This window comes from Tenacibaculum dicentrarchi, assembly GCF_964036635.1.
Taxonomy (GTDB): domain Bacteria; phylum Bacteroidota; class Bacteroidia; order Flavobacteriales; family Flavobacteriaceae; genus Polaribacter; species Polaribacter dicentrarchi.
The window spans coordinates 762,826-780,108 of record NZ_OZ038524.1; the positions used below are offsets into that span (position 1 = coordinate 762,826).

Below are 17,283 nucleotides of genomic sequence, written 5' to 3' on the forward strand. Positions count from 1 at the left end.
TGTAAATGATGAATTTTGTAAATACATTAAAAGACATTTGGAAGATAGAAGAGTTAAAAGAGAAATTACTTTTAACCTTTGGTTTAATTGCTGTTTACCGTTTTATGTCGACGGTTCCATTACCTGGAATTGACCCGACACAATTAACAGCTTTGCAAGACAGTACTTCAGGTGGACTTTTGGGTTTATTAAACGCATTTACAGGTGGGGCATTTGCTAGAGCGTCAGTAATGGCTCTTGGTATAATGCCTTATATTTCTGCTTCGATTGTAGTTCAGTTAATGGGTATTGCGGTACCATATTTACAAAAACTACAAAAAGATGGAGAAAGTGGACGTAAGAAGATTACGCAAATTACAAGATGGTTAACAATTGCTATTACATTGTTTCAAGCACCAACCTATATTGGGATTATTCAAAACCAAATGGGATTAGGACCTGAAGCTTTTTTAGTACCAGGGGTTACCTTTTGGGTATCATCAATTATTCTTTTAACTGCAGGAACAGTTTTTGCAATGTGGTTAGGAGAACGTATTACAGACAAAGGAGTTGGTAATGGTATTTCATTATTAATTACAGTAGGTATTTTAGCGAATTTTCCAGCAGCTTTTATTCAAGAGCTAGCATCTAAATTAACAGCTGGGGCAGGAGGTATGATGATGATTCTAATAGAATTAATAGTTTGGTTTGTAGTGATTTTGTTAACCGTATTATTAGTTACAGCAGTACGTAAAGTTCCCGTTCAATACGCACGTCGGACAGCAGTTACTGATATTAAAGATGTTGACGGTGCTCGCCAGTATATTCCTTTAAAATTGAATGCATCAGGTGTAATGCCAATTATTTTTGCACAAGCTATTATGTTTTTACCAGTAGCTTTAGGACAGAAATTTCCAGCATTAAATAGTTTAACTGACAACTTCGGATTATGGTATAACGTTATTTTTGCGGTATTAATTATTGTATTTAGTTATTTTTATACGGCGATTACAATCCCTACAAATAAAATGGCTGAAGACTTAAAAAGAAGTAATGGTTTTGTCCCAGGGTATAAACCAGGAGAGGAAACAGCAAATTATTTAGATGCTGTGTTATCGAAGATAACATTTCCAGGGTCTTTATTTTTAGCAGCTTTATCTATTTTACCAGCAATTATTGTAAAGTTTGGGGTAACTCAAAACTGGGCAATGTTTTTTGGAGGTACTTCTTTAATCATTATGGTTGGAGTTGCAATAGATACCATACAGCAAATTAACTCGTATTTATTAAACAGTCGTTATGATGGATTAATGAAAACAGGTAACAGTAACAGAAAATCATTAAAATAATATGGCTAAACAACCAGCAATTCAACAAGATGGAACAATCACTGAAGCATTATCAAATGCAATGTTTCGTGTAGAATTAGAAAACGGACATATTGTTACGGCTCACATTTCAGGGAAAATGCGTATGCATTATATCAAACTATTACCAGGGGATAAGGTAAAGTTAGAAATGAGCCCATATGATTTATCAAAGGCAAGAATTACTTACAGATATTAAAAACACACACTGATGAAAGTAAGAGCATCATTAAAGAAAAGAAGCGCCGAGTGCAAGATTGTACGAAGAAAAGGCAGATTATACGTAATAAATAAAAAGAATCCTAGATTTAAACAAAGACAAGGGTAATGGCAAGAATAGCAGGTATTGATATTCCAAAGAATAAAAGAGGTGTTATCGCTTTAACTTACATCTTTGGTATAGGAAACAGTAGAGCTAAAGAAGTTTTAGCAGAGACAAAAATAGACGAAAGTATCAAAGTTCAAGATTGGAGCGATGATCAAATTGCAGCAATTCGTGAACAAGTAGGTAGTTTTACTATTGAAGGTGAGTTACGTTCTGAGGTTCAATTAAGCATTAAGCGTTTAATGGATATCGGATGTCAAAGAGGTATACGTCATAGACTTGGCTTACCTTTAAGAGGTCAAAGAACAAAGAATAATTCTCGTACTAGAAAAGGTAAGAGAAAAACTGTAGCTAACAAGAAAAAATAAGTTAGATAAGTAATAAAGATCTAATAATGGTTCTAAAACCATAAAGTTAGAAAACTAAATTACTAAAACTATAATAACCATGGCAAAGTCTAAAGTAGCAAAAAAACGTAAAGTTGTAATAGAATCAGTTGGTGAAGCTCACGTAACTGCATCTTTTAACAATATTATTATTTCTTTAACAAACAAAAAAGGTGACGTTATTTCTTGGTCATCTGCAGGTAAAATGGGTTTCAGAGGTTCTAAAAAGAACACTCCGTATGCAGCTCAATTAGCCGCAGAAGACTGTGCAAACGTTGCAAAAGAAGCAGGTTTACGTAAAGTAAAGGTGTATGTTAAAGGACCAGGTAACGGTAGAGAATCTGCAATCAGATCTATTCATAATGCTGGAATCGAAGTGACTGAAATTGTTGATGTTACTCCTATTCCTCATAACGGATGTCGTCCACCAAAAAGAAGAAGAGTATAAGTTGATTTTATCAACTTATATTTTTGTTTCGCGTACTTTTGTGCGCAAATAAAATATATTTTAACTAAGTAGGAATAAGATTATCGAAGGAGTACGCCTTAATTCATAATCCCTACTAAAACAATAAGAAATGGCTAGATATACAGGACCAAAAACTAAAATTGCTCGTAAGTTTGGTGAAGCAATTTTTGGAGAAGATAAATCTTTTGAAAAAAGAAATTACCCTCCAGGACAACACGGAAACGCAAGAAGAAGAGGTAAGAAATCGGAATATGCTACTCAGTTAATGGAAAAGCAAAAAGCGAAATATTCTTACGGAATTTTAGAGCGTCAATTTAGTAACTTATTTAAGAAAGCTTCTGCTTCTAAAGGAATTACTGGTGAGGTTTTATTACAATTATGTGAATCTCGTTTAGATAATGTTGTTTTCCGTTTAGGAATTGCTAACTCAAGAAGAGGTGCACGTCAATTAGTTTCTCACCGTCACATTACTGTGAATGGAGAAATTGTTAACATTCCTTCTTATGATGTACAAGCAGGTGATGTTATTGCTGTAAGAGAGAAATCTAAATCATTATTAGCAATTGAAAATGCTTTAGCTGCTAACAGTAATGTTTACGAATGGTTAAGCTGGAATTCTGATTTAAAGTCTGGTACTTTTATTAAAGCACCAGAGAGATTACAGATTCCTGAAAATATCAAGGAACAATTAATCGTAGAATTATATTCTAAATAATAAAATAATCATTTTGGTATTTAGCCAAAGGGTTTATCTGTGTTTCTTCAAACTAATAAACCGCGCAACTAAATAACAATTAAAACGAAGAAAAATGGCAATTTTAAATTTTCAAAAGCCTGATAAAGTAATAATGATTGAATCTACTGATTTTTCAGGAAGATTTGAATTCAGACCTCTTGAACCAGGTTTTGGATTAACAGTTGGTAACGCTTTAAGAAGAGTATTATTATCTTCATTAGAAGGTTTTGCTATTACATCATTACGTGTTGACGGTGTTGATCATGAATTTTCAACAATTCAAGGAGTTGTAGAAGATGTTACTGAAATCATCTTAAATTTAAAACAAGTTCGTTTTAAGAAACAAATTGAAGATACTGATAGAGAAACAGTATCAATAGCTGTATCTGGGCAAGAGCAATTTACTGCAGGAGATTTACAGAAATTTATGTCAGGTTTTCAAGTACTAAATTCAGATTTAGTATTATTTAACTTAGATAAATCTGTAAGTTTTAACGCTGAAATCACTATCGAAAAAGGTAGAGGTTTTGTGCCAGCAGAAGAGAACAAAAGACCAGGTGCGCCTTTAGGAACAATTTTTACAGATTCTATTTACACTCCTATAAAGAATGTAAAGTATGCTGTTGAAAATTTTCGTGTAGAGCAAAAGACCGATTTCGAAAAATTAGTTTTCGATATTGATACTGATGGTTCTATTAACCCTAAGGATGCTTTAACAGAGGCTGCAAAAATTTTAATCCACCACTTTATGTTATTCTCTGATGAGCGTATCACTTTAGAGGCAGATGAAATTGCACAAACTGAAACATACGATGAGGAATCATTACATATGCGTCAGTTATTAAAGACGAAATTAGTAGATATGGATTTATCTGTTCGTGCTTTAAACTGTTTAAAAGCGGCTGAAGTAGATACTTTAGGAGACTTAGTATCATTCAATAAAAGTGACTTAATGAAGTTTAGAAACTTTGGTAAAAAATCATTAACTGAATTAGATGAGTTAGTGGCTAATAAAAGCCTTAATTTTGGAATGGATTTAAGCAAATACAAATTAGATAGAGATTAACCTTTCATATTTTGCTCCCCAAAAAGGGTTGTAGCAAGATGAAAGCTAAAAACCAAAGTCATGAGACACGGAAAGAAATTTAATCATTTAGGAAGACAAACGGCGCACAGAAAGGCAATGTTAGCTAATATGGGATGTTCTTTAATAGAGCACAAACGTATTAACACAACAGTAGCTAAAGCGAAAGCTTTTCGTACGTTTATCGAACCTATTATTACAAAATCTAAAAAAGATACAACTCATAATCGTCGTACAGTATTTAGCTATTTACGTAGCAAAGAAGCTGTAACGGAATTATTTAAAGAAGTTTCTGTAAAGATTGGAGATAGACCAGGAGGATATGTACGTATCATCAAGTTAGGAAACCGTCAGGGAGATAATGCTCCTATGGCAATGGTAGAATTAGTTGATTACAACGAATTATACAATCCTAAAGGAAACAAAGCTAAGAAAAACACACGTCGTAGCCGTCGTGGTGGATCTAAAACTGCTGATGCAGCTGCTGAAACTTCACAAGAAGAAGAATAAAAATGAAAATTTTTATAATTTATATCAAAGGGATAAACATTTAATGTTTATCCCTTTTTTTTTATTTATTTTTGCAAACAAAATTACACAACACACACTAAATGAAATATCAACAACGTAAAAAAGCACTAGTTTTGTTAGCAGACGGAACTATTTTCTATGGAAAGTCTATTGGAATAGAAGGCACTTCAACAGGAGAAATTTGTTTTAATACAGGTATGACTGGTTATCAAGAAATTTTTACTGACCCTTCTTATTTTGGACAATTAATGGTTACCACTAATGCACATATTGGTAATTATGGCGTTAACAAAGAAGAGGTAGAGTCGGAAGGAATTAAAATTTCAGGATTAATTTGCCGTAATTTTAGTTTTACACATTCTCGTGTAGATTCTGATGGAAATTTGTTTGACTGGTTTAAAGAGCATAATGTAGTAGCTATTTCTGATGTAGATACCAGAGCATTGGTAGCTTACATAAGAGATAATGGGGCTATGAACGCTATTATTTCTACTGATGTAGAGAATATTGAAGCTTTAAAAGAGCAGTTAGCAGCAACTCCTAATATGGAAGGTTTAGAACTTGCCTCAAAAGTATCAACTAAAGAACCTTATTTTATTGGAGATCAAAACGCATCACTTAAAATATCGGCTTTAGATATCGGAATTAAAAAGAACATTTTAAGAAACCTAGTTAAAAGAGACGCTTATATTAAAGTGTATCCTTACAATGCTACGTTCGAGCAAATGAGTGATTTTAATCCTGATGGATATTTTATTTCAAACGGCCCTGGAGATCCTGAGCCTTTAGTCGCTGCTCAAAATACGGCAAAAGAAATTATCAAAAGAAATTTACCGTTATTTGGTATCTGTTTAGGACACCAAGTAATTGCTTTGGCAAACGGAATTTCTACCTACAAAATGCACAATGGGCATAGAGGAATTAATCATCCTGTAAAAAATCTAGTAACAGGAAAAGGTGAAATAACTTCTCAAAATCATGGTTTTGCTATTAATAGAGAAGAAACAGAAGCACATCCTGATGTTGAAATATCACATGTACATTTAAACGATCATACCGTTGCTGGTATTAGAATGAAATCTAAAAATGTATTTTCTGTACAATATCATCCAGAGGCAAGCCCAGGACCACACGATGCAGAATATTTATTTGATGAATTTATTGAAAATATTAAAAAGGCAAAAACCGAAGCATAATCATTTTATCAATTAGTTGTAATAATTAATTAAAATGAGTTTCAATTTATAAATTAGAAATTGTAAAAATAGCCTTCCTGTGAATATTAATTCACAGGAAGCTATATTAAAAATAAAAACTATGAGTATTATAATCAACATTCACGCACGTCAAATTTTTGATTCAAGAGGTAATCCAACTGTAGAAGTAGATGTTACTACAGAAAACGGTGTTATTGGTAGCGCTGCAGTTCCTTCAGGAGCATCAACGGGAGAACATGAAGCTGTTGAATTACGTGATGGAGGAAAAGATTATATGGGTAAGGGCGTGTTAAATGCGGTGAAAAACGTAAACACTTTAATTGCCCAAGAACTATTAGGCGTTTCTGTTTTTGAACAAAACATGATTGATCAGCTAATGATTGATTTAGACGGAACTCCAAACAAATCGGTTTTAGGAGCCAATGCTATTTTAGGTGTTTCTTTGGCTGCTGCAAAAGCTGCTGCAATCGAGTTAGGCTTGCCTTTATATAGGTATGTAGGTGGTGTTTCAGCCAATACATTGCCTGTTCCGATGATGAATATTATTAATGGAGGATCACATTCTGATGCGCCAATTGCGTTTCAAGAATTTATGATAATGCCTGTAAAAGCTAAAAATTTTACGGAAGCAATGAAAATTGGTTCTGAAATTTTTCACCATTTAAAGAAGGTTTTACACGACAGAAATTTATCAACAGCTGTTGGAGATGAAGGAGGTTTTGCACCAACTTTAAACGGAACAGAAGATGCTATTGAAACTATCGCTTTGGCAACTAAAAATGCAGGGTATAAATTCGGAGAAGAAGTAATGATCGCTTTAGATTGTGCTGCTGCTGAATTTTTTGTTGATGGAAAATACGATTATACCAAGTTCGAAGGAGCAAAAGGAAAAATTCGTACAAGTAAAGAACAAGCCGATTATTTAGCTGAATTAGCTCAAAAATACCCTATTATTTCTATCGAAGATGGAATGGATGAAAACGATTGGGAAGGTTGGAAATATTTAACAGAAATTGCAGGCGATAAAGTGCAGTTAGTTGGTGACGATTTATTTGTAACCAATGTGGAGCGTTTATCAAGAGGAATTGAAAACGGAATTGCCAATTCAATTTTAATTAAAGTAAACCAAATAGGAACTTTAACCGAAACAATTTCGGCAGTAAATATGGCGCATAATGCAGGATATACTTCTGTAATGAGTCATCGTTCTGGTGAAACAGAAGATAATACAATTGCCGATTTAGCCGTTGCATTAAACTGTGGGCAAATTAAAACTGGTTCGGCTTCTCGTTCAGACAGAATGGCGAAGTACAACCAATTATTGCGTATTGAAGAGCAACTAGATGGAACAGCTTATTTTCCTCAAAACAAGGCTTTTAAAATAAAATAATTAAATATTATTTATTTGTAATATAAGAAAACTCATACTTTTGTGTGGGTTTTTTTTATGCTATAGTTTTAAAAATATAAAAATTATTTGAAGCAATTTCCCGCTTTCCGCACTCGCTCTTTTTTGAAAAAAATCAAAAAAGGAGCTCAAACAATTGCTACAATCGGGGCTAGGGTTTTGTACTATTTTAGATTAATTTAGAAAGAAATTTAATATCTACTTCAATAACAACAGACCTCACAGGTTTTTAAAACCTGTGAGGTCTAATTTTTAATAGATTCTAATTCATTTGATGCTAAAATAAGTTAAAAAAATAGCGGTGTTTTTATATTTACAAAATAATAACCTAGTAAACTATTTCAAAAAAAGCCCTTTAAAACCTATTTGACATTTTAAAATAAACTCAAAAAAGACTGTTTTTAATTAATCAATTCTTTTTAAAAAAAACTAAAATAAAGTTTTTAGTATCTTCAGAAAAAGAAGTTTTATCTGAAAAAAAAGATGTAAAAAACAAGTGAAAACAGTTTGTTAAAAAAAGAACTGCTAAGAATCTATTTTACAATATTATCAGTGTATTTTATAAAAAAATGAATAATTAATAAAATAAAGAAACAATCTGACGTTTTATTTTAGGCTGTATTTTGGTTGTAAAAGAATAAAACCGTGTTTTTTAAAATTTAATTTCAGTGTTTTACTAAACTAAAAAGAATTATTTATGGTGTTTTTAAAAAGAGTTATTTAATTGTTTTTTAGTTTTATAGGACGCATTTTATCAATGTAAAAATATGATTTTTTTTAGGCTAAAAATCCTGAATAATACGATGTTTACGATTATTAAAAAACGCTGAATGCTAGTTTTAAAATACTTTTAAAAATGGTATATTTGTAATTCACTTCAACTTAAAAATAAAGATAAAAATGGCAGATATAGCAAAACTACAAATTGGTGATAACACGTATGAATTTCCCTTAATTAAAGGAACAGAAAACGAAACTGCAATTGATATTAAAACATTAAGAGGAGCATCTGAAGGTGTTATAACAATTGATCCAGGATATAAAAATACAGGTTCTTGTTTAAGTGCAATTACATTTTTAGATGGTGAAAAAGGAATTTTAAGATACAGAGGGTATTCAATTGAAGAATTAGCTGAAAAAGCAGATTTCTTAGAAGTTGCCTTCTTATTAATTTTTGGAGAATTACCAACAAAAACAGAATTAGAGAAGTTTAAAAAAGATATTTGTGAGCAGTCTATTGTTGATGAAGACATCAGAAAAATTGTAGATGCATTTCCTAGAACAGCACATCCAATGGGTGTTATTTCATCATTAACATCTGCATTAACGGCATTTAATCCTTCTTCAGTAAATGTAGATTCAGAAGAAGAAATGTACAATGCAATTGTTAAAATTTTAGGTAAATTTCCAGTATTAGTAGCTTGGACAATGCGTAAAAAACAAGGGCTTCCGTTAGATTACGGTGATTGTAGTTTAGGGTATGTAGAAAACACCTATAAAATGATGTTTAAGCAACCAAATAAAGATTATGTAAAAAATGATGTTATTGTAAGTGCTTTAAATAAATTATTAATCTTACATGCCGATCACGAGCAAAACTGTTCAACATCTACTGTAAGAATTACAGGTTCTTCTCACGCAGGATTATTTGCATCACTTTCAGCAGGAATTTCTGCACTTTGGGGACCACTACACGGTGGAGCAAACCAAGCTGTATTAGAAATGCTAGAAGCAATTAAAGCTGATGGAGGAGATACTAAAAAATACATGGCAAAAGCCAAAGATAAAAATGATCCGTTCCGCTTAATGGGATTCGGACACCGTGTTTATAAAAACTTTGATCCAAGAGCAAAAATTATTAAAGTTGCTGCCGAAGAGGTTTTAAACGATTTAGGAATTCAAGATCCTATTTTAGATATCGCAAAAGGATTGGCTGAAGAAGCGTTAAGCGACCCTTATTTTGTTGATAGAAAATTATATCCAAACGTAGATTTCTATTCAGGAATAATTTACCGTGCAATGGGTGTACCTGTTGAAATGTTTACCGTAATGTTCGCCTTAGGTCGTTTACCAGGATGGATTGCTCAGTGGAGAGAAATGCGTTTAGGAAAAGAACCAATTGGACGCCCTCGTCAAGTATATGTTGGAGAAAATATTAGACCTTTCAAAGAAGTAAGCGAAAGATAATCAATAAAATTATATAAAAAGTGTCATTAAAAAACATCATTCAAAAATGACGTATTAATGACACTTTTTTATGTGAAGTAGTAGCATTAACAATTTAAGATCAAAAGAAAATGAATACCATAAAAATTATAAAAAACAGGTCAGATATTGGTGCAGGAACACGTGGTTCTGATATGGGAATTGACGCCATTGAAATAGCGGCTATTAATCAAAATAACGATTTCTTTAATCGCTATGATTTTGAAGATGTAATAACAGAAAATGAATCTGTTTATGATAAAAAAAATAACTCTTTCGGAAAACAAATAAACAGTGTTTTAAATCAATGCAAAAGAGTTAGTAATCATGTAAAAGTAAGTTTACAGGAAGGTAATTTTCCAATCGTTCTATCTGGCGACCACTCATCAGCATTAGGAACAATTAGTGGTGTTAAAGCAGCAAACCCAACAAAAAGAGTTGGTGTTATTTGGATTGATGCTCATGGTGATTTACACACGCCATATACATCTCCTTCAGGAAATATTCACGGAATGCCTTTAGGTGCTGTAATTTCTGATGATAATTTAGACTGTCAAATAAATGATGTAGATAGAGAAACTACTGATTTATGGAATAGAATGAAAAATATCGGTGTTTCAGGACAGAAAGCATTGCCTGAAGATATCGTGTTTTTTGGTGTTAGAGATACCGAAGAGCCTGAAGAAAAGCAAATGGAAAAGTATGGTATCAAAAATTATATGGTTGCCGAGGTTCGTTATAGAGGTTTAGAGGTTTGTGTAAATGAAGCTCTTGATAAATTAGCTGATTGCGATATTCTTTATGTGTCTTTTGATGTTGATGCAATGGATTGCGATATGATTTCTTATGGTACAGGTACACCTGTTGCTAAAGGTTTTGATGACAAAGAAATTATTAAAATTATTAACGGATTATTAGCAAGTAAAAAAGTTGCTTGTGTTGAATTTGTAGAGGTAAATCCTTTATTAGATTTAAAAGGAAACAAAATGGCCGAAACCGCTTTTGATGTACTTCAACAAGTAACAAAAACCATTGAAAAATTATAGAAAATTAGTTATTTAACTTTTTTGAAATTATTTTAAAAAGCACTAAACTTTACTGTTTGGTGCTTTTTGTTTTTTTAATAAAATAAAAGGCTATAATCTTTTTTTTATCAAAAATAATAATACATTTGTCTCGTAAACTTTAGGAGTAGCTATTAAATTAGTTTGAGAAACATCCTTAGAACCTGATTTGGTTAATACCAGCGTAGGAAAAAGTTATGTTCGATAATATATCGAAATACTACCACCATTTGGTTTACAGTAATATCTATAAATATGATTACTATACAAGTAAACCAACAAGAACATCAAATTTTAGAAACCTTAACACTACAAGAGTTCGTTGAATACTTAAATATTCAAACGAATGGAATTGCTATTGCTATAAATAGTAGTGTGGTTAAAAAAACTGATTGGTCTTTAAAGTTACTTCAACATAATGATGATATTTTAATTATAAAATCAACTCAAGGAGGTTAAATCTGAAAGTTATTTTATTTAAAAAATTAAAAGAAAAACTAAATTATCAAATGAAGAACAAAGACACTGCTCCAAAACAAAACGGAATTACTAGAAGTCCATTTCCTAATTCACAAAAAATTTATGTAAACGGAAAAATTCACCCGCAAATTAAAGTAGCAATGCGTGAAATTTCGTTAAGTGATACGGTGGATTCTATGACCAAAAAGAAAACGCCAAACGAACCTGTAACTGTTTACGATACTTCAGGACCATATACTGACCCTAATAAAGAAATTGATGTACATTCAGGTATTGAAAGAATTCGTGAACCTTGGATTAAAGAACGTGGTGATGTAGAACAATTAACGCAGTTTTCTTCAAAATACTGTAACGAGCGTTTAAATGATGCTAGTTTAGACCATATGCGTTTTAAGTTATTGAAAAATCCTTTACGTGCTAAAAAAGGGCAAAATGTAACACAATTACATTACGCTAAAAAAGGAATTATTACGCCAGAAATGGAATATATCGCTATTCGTGAAAATCAACGAATAGATGAAATGACCGAAATTAGAAAACAACATAAAGGTGAACATTTTGGTGCTAATATTCCAGAAAAAATTACGCCAGAATTTGTAAGGTCTGAAGTAGCAAGAGGTCGTGCAATTATTCCATCAAACATAAATCATCCAGAAGCAGAACCTATGATTTTAGGTAGAAACTTCTTAGTGAAAATAAATGCAAATATTGGTAATTCTGCCGTAACATCTTCTATTGAAGAAGAGGTAGAAAAAGCAGTTTGGGCTTGTCGTTGGGGAGCAGATAATATTATGGATTTATCTACAGGAGAAAATATTCACGAAACTCGTGAGTGGATTATCCGTAACTCACCAGTACCAGTAGGAACTGTGCCAATTTATCAAGCATTAGAAAAAGTAAACGGTGTTGCTGAAGATTTAACATGGGAAATTTTTCGTGATACATTAATCGAACAAGCTGAACAAGGAGTAGATTATTTTACGATTCATGCAGGAGTTTTATTGCGTTACGTACCAATGACAGCAAAACGTGTTACAGGAATTGTATCTCGTGGAGGGTCAATTATGGCAAAATGGTGTTTAGCACATCATAAAGAAAGCTTTTTATACACACATTTCGAAGATATTTGTGAAATATTAAAACAGTACGATGTTGCCTTTTCTTTAGGTGATGGATTACGCCCTGGTTCGGTAGCTGATGCCAATGATGAAGCACAATTTGCTGAATTAGAAACTTTAGGAGAGTTAACTCAAATAGCTCGTAAGCACGAAGTTCAGTGTTTTATTGAAGGACCAGGTCACGTGCCAATGCACATGATTAAAGAAAATATGGAGAAGCAAATTGAACTTTGTGATGAAGCTCCTTTTTACACTTTAGGACCTTTAACAACGGATATTGCACCAGGTTATGACCACATTACTTCAGGGATTGGAGCTGCTATGATTGGTTGGTATGGATGTGCAATGTTATGTTATGTAACTCCAAAAGAACATTTAGGTTTACCAAATAAAGAGGATGTGCGAGTAGGAGTAATTACTTATAAATTAGCGGCTCATGCTGCCGATTTGGCAAAAGGACATCCAGGTTCTCAGCATAGAGATGATGCTTTAAGTATGGCACGTTTTGAATTTCGTTGGGAAGACCAATTTAATTTAGGATTAGACCCTGAAAGAGCTCGTGAATATCATGATGAAACTTTACCAGCAGCAGGTGCTAAAATTGCACATTTTTGTTCTATGTGTGGACCAAAATTCTGTTCAATGAAAATATCGCAAGAAGTTCGTGATTTCTCCGCTGTCAATGAAATAACTACAAATAATGAAATTATCAAAAAAGGTTTTGAAGAGAAATCAAAAGAATTTGTAGAAAAAGGTTCAGAGGTATATTTATAAAAATATAGTAAAAAGAAGAAGAAGGGGAAGTAAAAAAAGAAGAAGAATTAGGAGGTTCCTACGCCTTAAAAAAAAAGGCGTAGTCGGGCTTTCCGTTATATCTTTTTTATTTTGAAAAAAAATAAAAAAGGATGCCACTGCAATCCCTAACCCAAAAAAAAGTCCCCCGATATTACTATTATTTTTTTAAGTTAGGTATTTATCAATAGAAAAAAAGTGAATATGATTGTACTTATAGCCCCTGAAAATGATGTAAAAAATGAAATAAAAATAGTACATCAATTATTTGAAGCAGGATTGCAATATTATCATCTAAGAAAACCTTTTAAAAATTATGAAGCACATGTTTTGTATTTAAATCAAATAGATGAAAAATATCATAAAAGAATTGTAACACATTATTTTCATGAATTAGTGAATCAATATTCTTTAAAGGGAATTCATTTTCAAGAACAAAAAAGACGTGACGCTTTAGAAAATGGCAGTCGTTATTTTATAGGATTACAGATGTTAGGTAAAACAATGAGTAGTTCTTTTCATGAGCCAGAAGAATTAGCTGATTGTGATATTGAATTCGATTATCATTTATTAAGTCCTGTTTTTTCATCAATATCAAAAAAAGGATACGAAGGAAGAAATTTTGATGTCAATGATATCGACAAAAAAATTGTAGGAATGGGTGGAATTACAACCAAAACAATAGCGCCAACCATTGAATTAGGTTATAATGGAATTGGTGTTTTAGGAGGTGTTTGGAATTCTGAAAATCCTGTAGAAAGTTTTAATAATATTCAAAAAAAGTTTGATTCATTACAATAAAGCATTGAATTTGAAAAATCAAAATTACATACTTACTATTGCAGGACTAGACCCGTCGAGCGGTGCAGGAATTACTTCAGATATTAAAACATTTGAAGCTCATGGTTTGTATGGATTATCAGTATGTACAGCGGTTACTGTTCAAAATGATATCGCTTTTAAAAATTGTATTTGGATTGAAGAACAAATAATATTAAATCAAATTGAAACATTATTTGAACGTTTTACAATTACAGTTGTTAAAGTAGGAATTATTCAATCTTGGGAAATTTTACTAAATGTTATTCTAAAATTAAAGAAATTAAATTCTAAAATTAAAATTGTTTTAGACCCTATTTTAAAAGCAAGTGCTGGTTTTAATTTCCATCAAAAAGAAAATTTAAAAGTATTTGAAAAAGTGTTGTATAATTGTGCTATTGTAACACCTAATTTTGATGAAATAAAAGCATTATTTCCAAATAAAAATATAATGGAAACTATTGATTTTATCTCAAAAAAAACAAACATTTATTTAAAAGGAGGGCATAGAATAGATAAAAAAGGATGGGATACCGTTTATTATAATAAAATAGTAGAACTAAATATTCCGCCTATAGCAAATTCCATTTCCGAAAAACATGGAAGCGGTTGTGTTTTATCATCGGCATTAGCGTCAAATTTAGCGTTAAATGTTCCTTTTGAAAATGCTTGTATAAATACAAAAAGGTTTACAGAACAATTTTTAAATTCAAACAAATCTCTTTTAGGAACTCATAATTACAAGTAAAATGATTAGTAAATTACAGTATATAACACAAGGTAAAACAGCACAAGATCATTTAGATAATATTCAAAAAGCTTGTTCTTCAGGAGCAGAATGGGTACAATTACGATTAAAAGGTTTTGACCCTAAAACAATTTTAGAAACCGCAAAAAAAGCCAGAGAATTAACGGCTCATTATCAAACAAGATTAATTATAAACGATTACTACAAAGTAGCCAAAGAAGTAAATGCAGATGGCGTTCATTTAGGAAAAAAAGATGATTGTCCGTTAAAAGTACGTGCTTATTTGGGGAAATTTTATAGCATTGGAGGAACTGCAAACACCTTAGAAGATTGTAAAGTTTTACTAGATAAAAAAGTAGATTATATCGGTTTAGGTCCTTTTCGTTTTACAGAAACTAAAAAGAATTTAAGCCCTGTTTTAGGAACATCAGGATATAAAAAACTACTAGAAGAGCTACAAACAGAAACTCCAATAATTGCTATTGGAGGTATTACTTTAGATGATGTTGCAGAAATTGTACAAACAGGTGTTTATGGAATTGCTACATCAGGAGCTATTACTAAAGACTTTACAAGTATTCCTGTTTTTCATAAAATTTTAAGCGCTCCAAGTACACAAGAACAAGTGTATAAGATGGATGACAAGTAGTTTTAAAAACAAACGAATGAACGATATATTAAAAATAGCAGATAAACAATTTACATCACGTTTATTCACAGGAACAGGTAAATTTAGTTCATCAAAATTAATGAAAGAAGCATTGTTAGCCTCTGAAAGTGAATTGATAACTGTTGCTTTAAAAAGAGTAGATGTTCAAAATAAAGAAGATGATATTTTAACACATTTGGTACATCCTCATATAAGTTTATTGCCAAATACATCAGGCGTTAGAACCGCAAAAGAAGCCGTATTTGCTGCTGAATTATCAAGAGAAGCATTAGAAACAAATTGGGTGAAATTAGAAATTCATCCTGACCCTAGGTATTTATTACCAGACCCTATTGAAACTTTAAAAGCAGCCGAAGAATTGGTTAAAAAAGGTTTTGTAGTGATGCCTTATATTCATGCTGACCCTGTTTTATGTAAACGTTTAGAAGAAGTTGGTACACAATGTGTAATGCCATTAGGCGCACCAATAGGAAGTAATAAAGGTTTAAAAACACAAGATTTCTTAGAAATTATTATAGAACAATCAAACGTTCCTGTAATTGTTGATGCAGGTATTGGCGCACCATCGCACGCAGCATATGCAATGGAATTAGGTGCTGATGCAGTTTTAGTAAATACAGCAATTGCAGTATCTCAAAATCCTGTGGCAATGGCAAAATCCTTTAAAATGGCTGTTGAAGCTGGAAGAATGGCATATGAAGCAAAACTAGCACCTGTTCAAAAACAAGCAGTTGCAAGTAGTCCGTTAACTAGTTTTTTAAATTAAAATATGAGTAATTTTAAAGAACTTTTTGATACGTATAATTGGGATGATAATTTAAAAAGTATCTTCGATAAAACAGCTGTTGAGGTAGAATATGCTTTATCAAAAGAAAAATTAGATTTAGAAGATTTTAAAGCATTAATATCGCCTGCTGCACGTCCGTATATTGAGCAAATGGCTCAAAAAAGTAGTCTGCTTACTAAAAAACGCTTCGGAAACACCATACAAATGTATGCACCGATGTATTTAAGTAATGAGTGTCAGAATATTTGTACGTATTGCGGATTTAGTATGACCAATAAAATACCTAGACGTACTTTATCTGATGCCGAAATTTTAAAAGAAGTCGCTTTTTTAAAAGGTAAAGGATATGACCATATTTTATTAGTTACAGGCGAAGCGAACAAAACAGTTGGTGTAGATTATATAAAAAATGCTATTCAATTAATTCGTTCTCAATTTTCAAATATTACTATTGAAGTTCAGCCTTTAGATAAAGAAGAATATGAATCGTTAATTGAAGCTGGATTGTATGCTGTGTTGGTTTATCAAGAAACATATCATAGAGAGGAGTATAAGAAACATCATCCGAAGGGAAAAAAATCGAATTTCGATTATCGTTTAGATACGCCCGATAGATTAGGAAAAGCAGGAATCCATAAAATAGGTTTAGGTGCTTTATTCGGATTAGAAGATTGGCGTGCCGATAGTTTTTTTACAGCATTACATTTAAAATATCTGCAAAAAACATATTGGAAAACAAAATATTCTATTTCATTTCCAAGGTTACGACCACATTCGGGTGGATTAGAGCCAAAAGTTGAAATGACAGATAGTGATTTAGTGCAATTAATTTGTGCTTTTCGTTTGCTAGACGAAGATATTGAGCTATCAATGTCTACCAGAGAAAGTGAAGTATTTAGAAATAATATTGTAAATTTAGGGGCTACTTCTATAAGTGCAGAATCAAAAACAAATCCAGGAGGTTATACGGTTGAACCACAATCGTTAGAACAATTTGAAATTTCTGATGAAAGAAGCACAGAACAAGTAGTAAAAATGTTAAAAAATAAAGGTTTAGAAGTGGTTTGGAAAGATTGGGAACAGTTTGAATCAATATAA

Annotated in this window: 19 protein-coding genes and 1 riboswitch; all 19 genes read left to right on the forward strand. The window is 31.9% G+C overall.

Translation table 11 applies throughout. The annotated features are described in order from the left end of the window. Positions 1-8 precede the first annotated feature (8 nt). The 19 genes from secY (at position 9) to thiH (ending at position 17,283) form a co-directional block, all read left to right on the forward strand. The gene (gene secY / locus ABNT14_RS03425) at positions 9-1,328 is read left to right on the forward strand and encodes a preprotein translocase subunit SecY (protein WP_101903631.1); all 1,320 of its coding nucleotides are present in this window, start codon (positions 9-11) and stop codon (positions 1,326-1,328) included. 1 nt (position 1,329) lies between these two features. Beyond that, positions 1,330-1,545, forward strand: coding sequence for a translation initiation factor IF-1 (infA, locus tag ABNT14_RS03430; protein WP_024740627.1), 216 nt, complete (start codon positions 1,330-1,332; stop codon positions 1,543-1,545). Between the two features lie 12 nt (positions 1,546-1,557). Continuing rightward, positions 1,558-1,674: a type B 50S ribosomal protein L36 gene (gene ykgO, locus ABNT14_RS03435; RefSeq protein ID WP_073316873.1), complete on the forward strand. Its 117-nt coding sequence runs from the start codon at positions 1,558-1,560 to the stop codon at positions 1,672-1,674. Beyond that, entirely contained in the window at positions 1,674-2,039 is a 366-nt protein-coding gene (gene rpsM / locus ABNT14_RS03440; RefSeq protein ID WP_101903630.1) for a 30S ribosomal protein S13, read from the forward strand. The genes ykgO and rpsM overlap by 1 nt, the downstream gene beginning before the upstream one ends. Before the next feature lie 79 nt (positions 2,040-2,118). Then, complete coding sequence (gene rpsK, locus ABNT14_RS03445) at positions 2,119-2,505, forward strand: 30S ribosomal protein S11 (protein WP_058884672.1); 387 nt, start codon at positions 2,119-2,121, stop codon at positions 2,503-2,505. Between the two features lie 130 nt (positions 2,506-2,635). Next, entirely contained in the window at positions 2,636-3,241 is a 606-nt protein-coding gene (rpsD, locus tag ABNT14_RS03450; RefSeq protein ID WP_058884673.1) for a 30S ribosomal protein S4, read from the forward strand. A gap of 94 nt (positions 3,242-3,335) precedes the next feature. Beyond that, positions 3,336-4,328, forward strand: a complete 993-nt coding sequence (locus ABNT14_RS03455; protein ID WP_058884674.1) for a DNA-directed RNA polymerase subunit alpha — start codon at positions 3,336-3,338, stop codon at positions 4,326-4,328. A 60-nt stretch (positions 4,329-4,388) separates the two neighbouring features. Further along, positions 4,389-4,856, forward strand: a complete 468-nt coding sequence (gene rplQ / locus ABNT14_RS03460; RefSeq protein WP_101903629.1) for a 50S ribosomal protein L17 — start codon at positions 4,389-4,391, stop codon at positions 4,854-4,856. A 101-nt stretch (positions 4,857-4,957) separates the two neighbouring features. Further along, positions 4,958-6,073, forward strand: coding sequence for a glutamine-hydrolyzing carbamoyl-phosphate synthase small subunit (gene carA, locus ABNT14_RS03465; RefSeq protein ID WP_101903628.1), 1,116 nt, complete (start codon positions 4,958-4,960; stop codon positions 6,071-6,073). 121 nt (positions 6,074-6,194) lie between these two features. Then, positions 6,195-7,484, forward strand: a complete 1,290-nt coding sequence (eno, locus tag ABNT14_RS03470; RefSeq protein ID WP_101903680.1) for a phosphopyruvate hydratase — start codon at positions 6,195-6,197, stop codon at positions 7,482-7,484. Positions 7,485-8,402: 918 nt separating this feature from the next. Then, positions 8,403-9,689 (forward strand): citrate synthase, encoded by a 1,287-nt coding sequence (locus ABNT14_RS03475; RefSeq protein WP_101903627.1) that lies wholly within the window; start codon positions 8,403-8,405, stop codon positions 9,687-9,689. A gap of 110 nt (positions 9,690-9,799) precedes the next feature. After that, the gene (locus tag ABNT14_RS03480; RefSeq protein WP_101903626.1) at positions 9,800-10,753 is read left to right on the forward strand and encodes an arginase; all 954 of its coding nucleotides are present in this window, start codon (positions 9,800-9,802) and stop codon (positions 10,751-10,753) included. Between the two features lie 131 nt (positions 10,754-10,884). Beyond that, positions 10,885-10,979, forward strand: a riboswitch (TPP riboswitch). A gap of 47 nt (positions 10,980-11,026) precedes the next feature. Further along, the gene (thiS, locus tag ABNT14_RS03485) at positions 11,027-11,230 is read left to right on the forward strand and encodes a sulfur carrier protein ThiS (protein WP_101903625.1); all 204 of its coding nucleotides are present in this window, start codon (positions 11,027-11,029) and stop codon (positions 11,228-11,230) included. A 50-nt stretch (positions 11,231-11,280) separates the two neighbouring features. Then, positions 11,281-13,143 carry a phosphomethylpyrimidine synthase ThiC gene (thiC, locus tag ABNT14_RS03490; protein ID WP_101903624.1) on the forward strand — a complete coding sequence of 621 codons (1,863 nt, stop codon included), beginning with the start codon at positions 11,281-11,283 and terminating at the stop codon, positions 13,141-13,143. A 222-nt stretch (positions 13,144-13,365) separates the two neighbouring features. Continuing rightward, positions 13,366-13,962: a thiamine phosphate synthase gene (locus tag ABNT14_RS03495; protein ID WP_101903623.1), complete on the forward strand. Its 597-nt coding sequence runs from the start codon at positions 13,366-13,368 to the stop codon at positions 13,960-13,962. 10 nt (positions 13,963-13,972) lie between these two features. Next, positions 13,973-14,728, forward strand: coding sequence for a bifunctional hydroxymethylpyrimidine kinase/phosphomethylpyrimidine kinase (locus ABNT14_RS03500; protein ID WP_101903679.1), 756 nt, complete (start codon positions 13,973-13,975; stop codon positions 14,726-14,728). A 1-nt stretch (position 14,729) separates the two neighbouring features. Beyond that, positions 14,730-15,377 (forward strand): thiamine phosphate synthase, encoded by a 648-nt coding sequence (thiE, locus tag ABNT14_RS03505; protein ID WP_101903622.1) that lies wholly within the window; start codon positions 14,730-14,732, stop codon positions 15,375-15,377. A gap of 16 nt (positions 15,378-15,393) precedes the next feature. Beyond that, the gene (locus ABNT14_RS03510; RefSeq protein ID WP_101903621.1) at positions 15,394-16,164 is read left to right on the forward strand and encodes a thiazole synthase; all 771 of its coding nucleotides are present in this window, start codon (positions 15,394-15,396) and stop codon (positions 16,162-16,164) included. A 3-nt stretch (positions 16,165-16,167) separates the two neighbouring features. After that, positions 16,168-17,283 carry a 2-iminoacetate synthase ThiH gene (thiH, locus tag ABNT14_RS03515; protein WP_101903620.1) on the forward strand — a complete coding sequence of 372 codons (1,116 nt, stop codon included), beginning with the start codon at positions 16,168-16,170 and terminating at the stop codon, positions 17,281-17,283.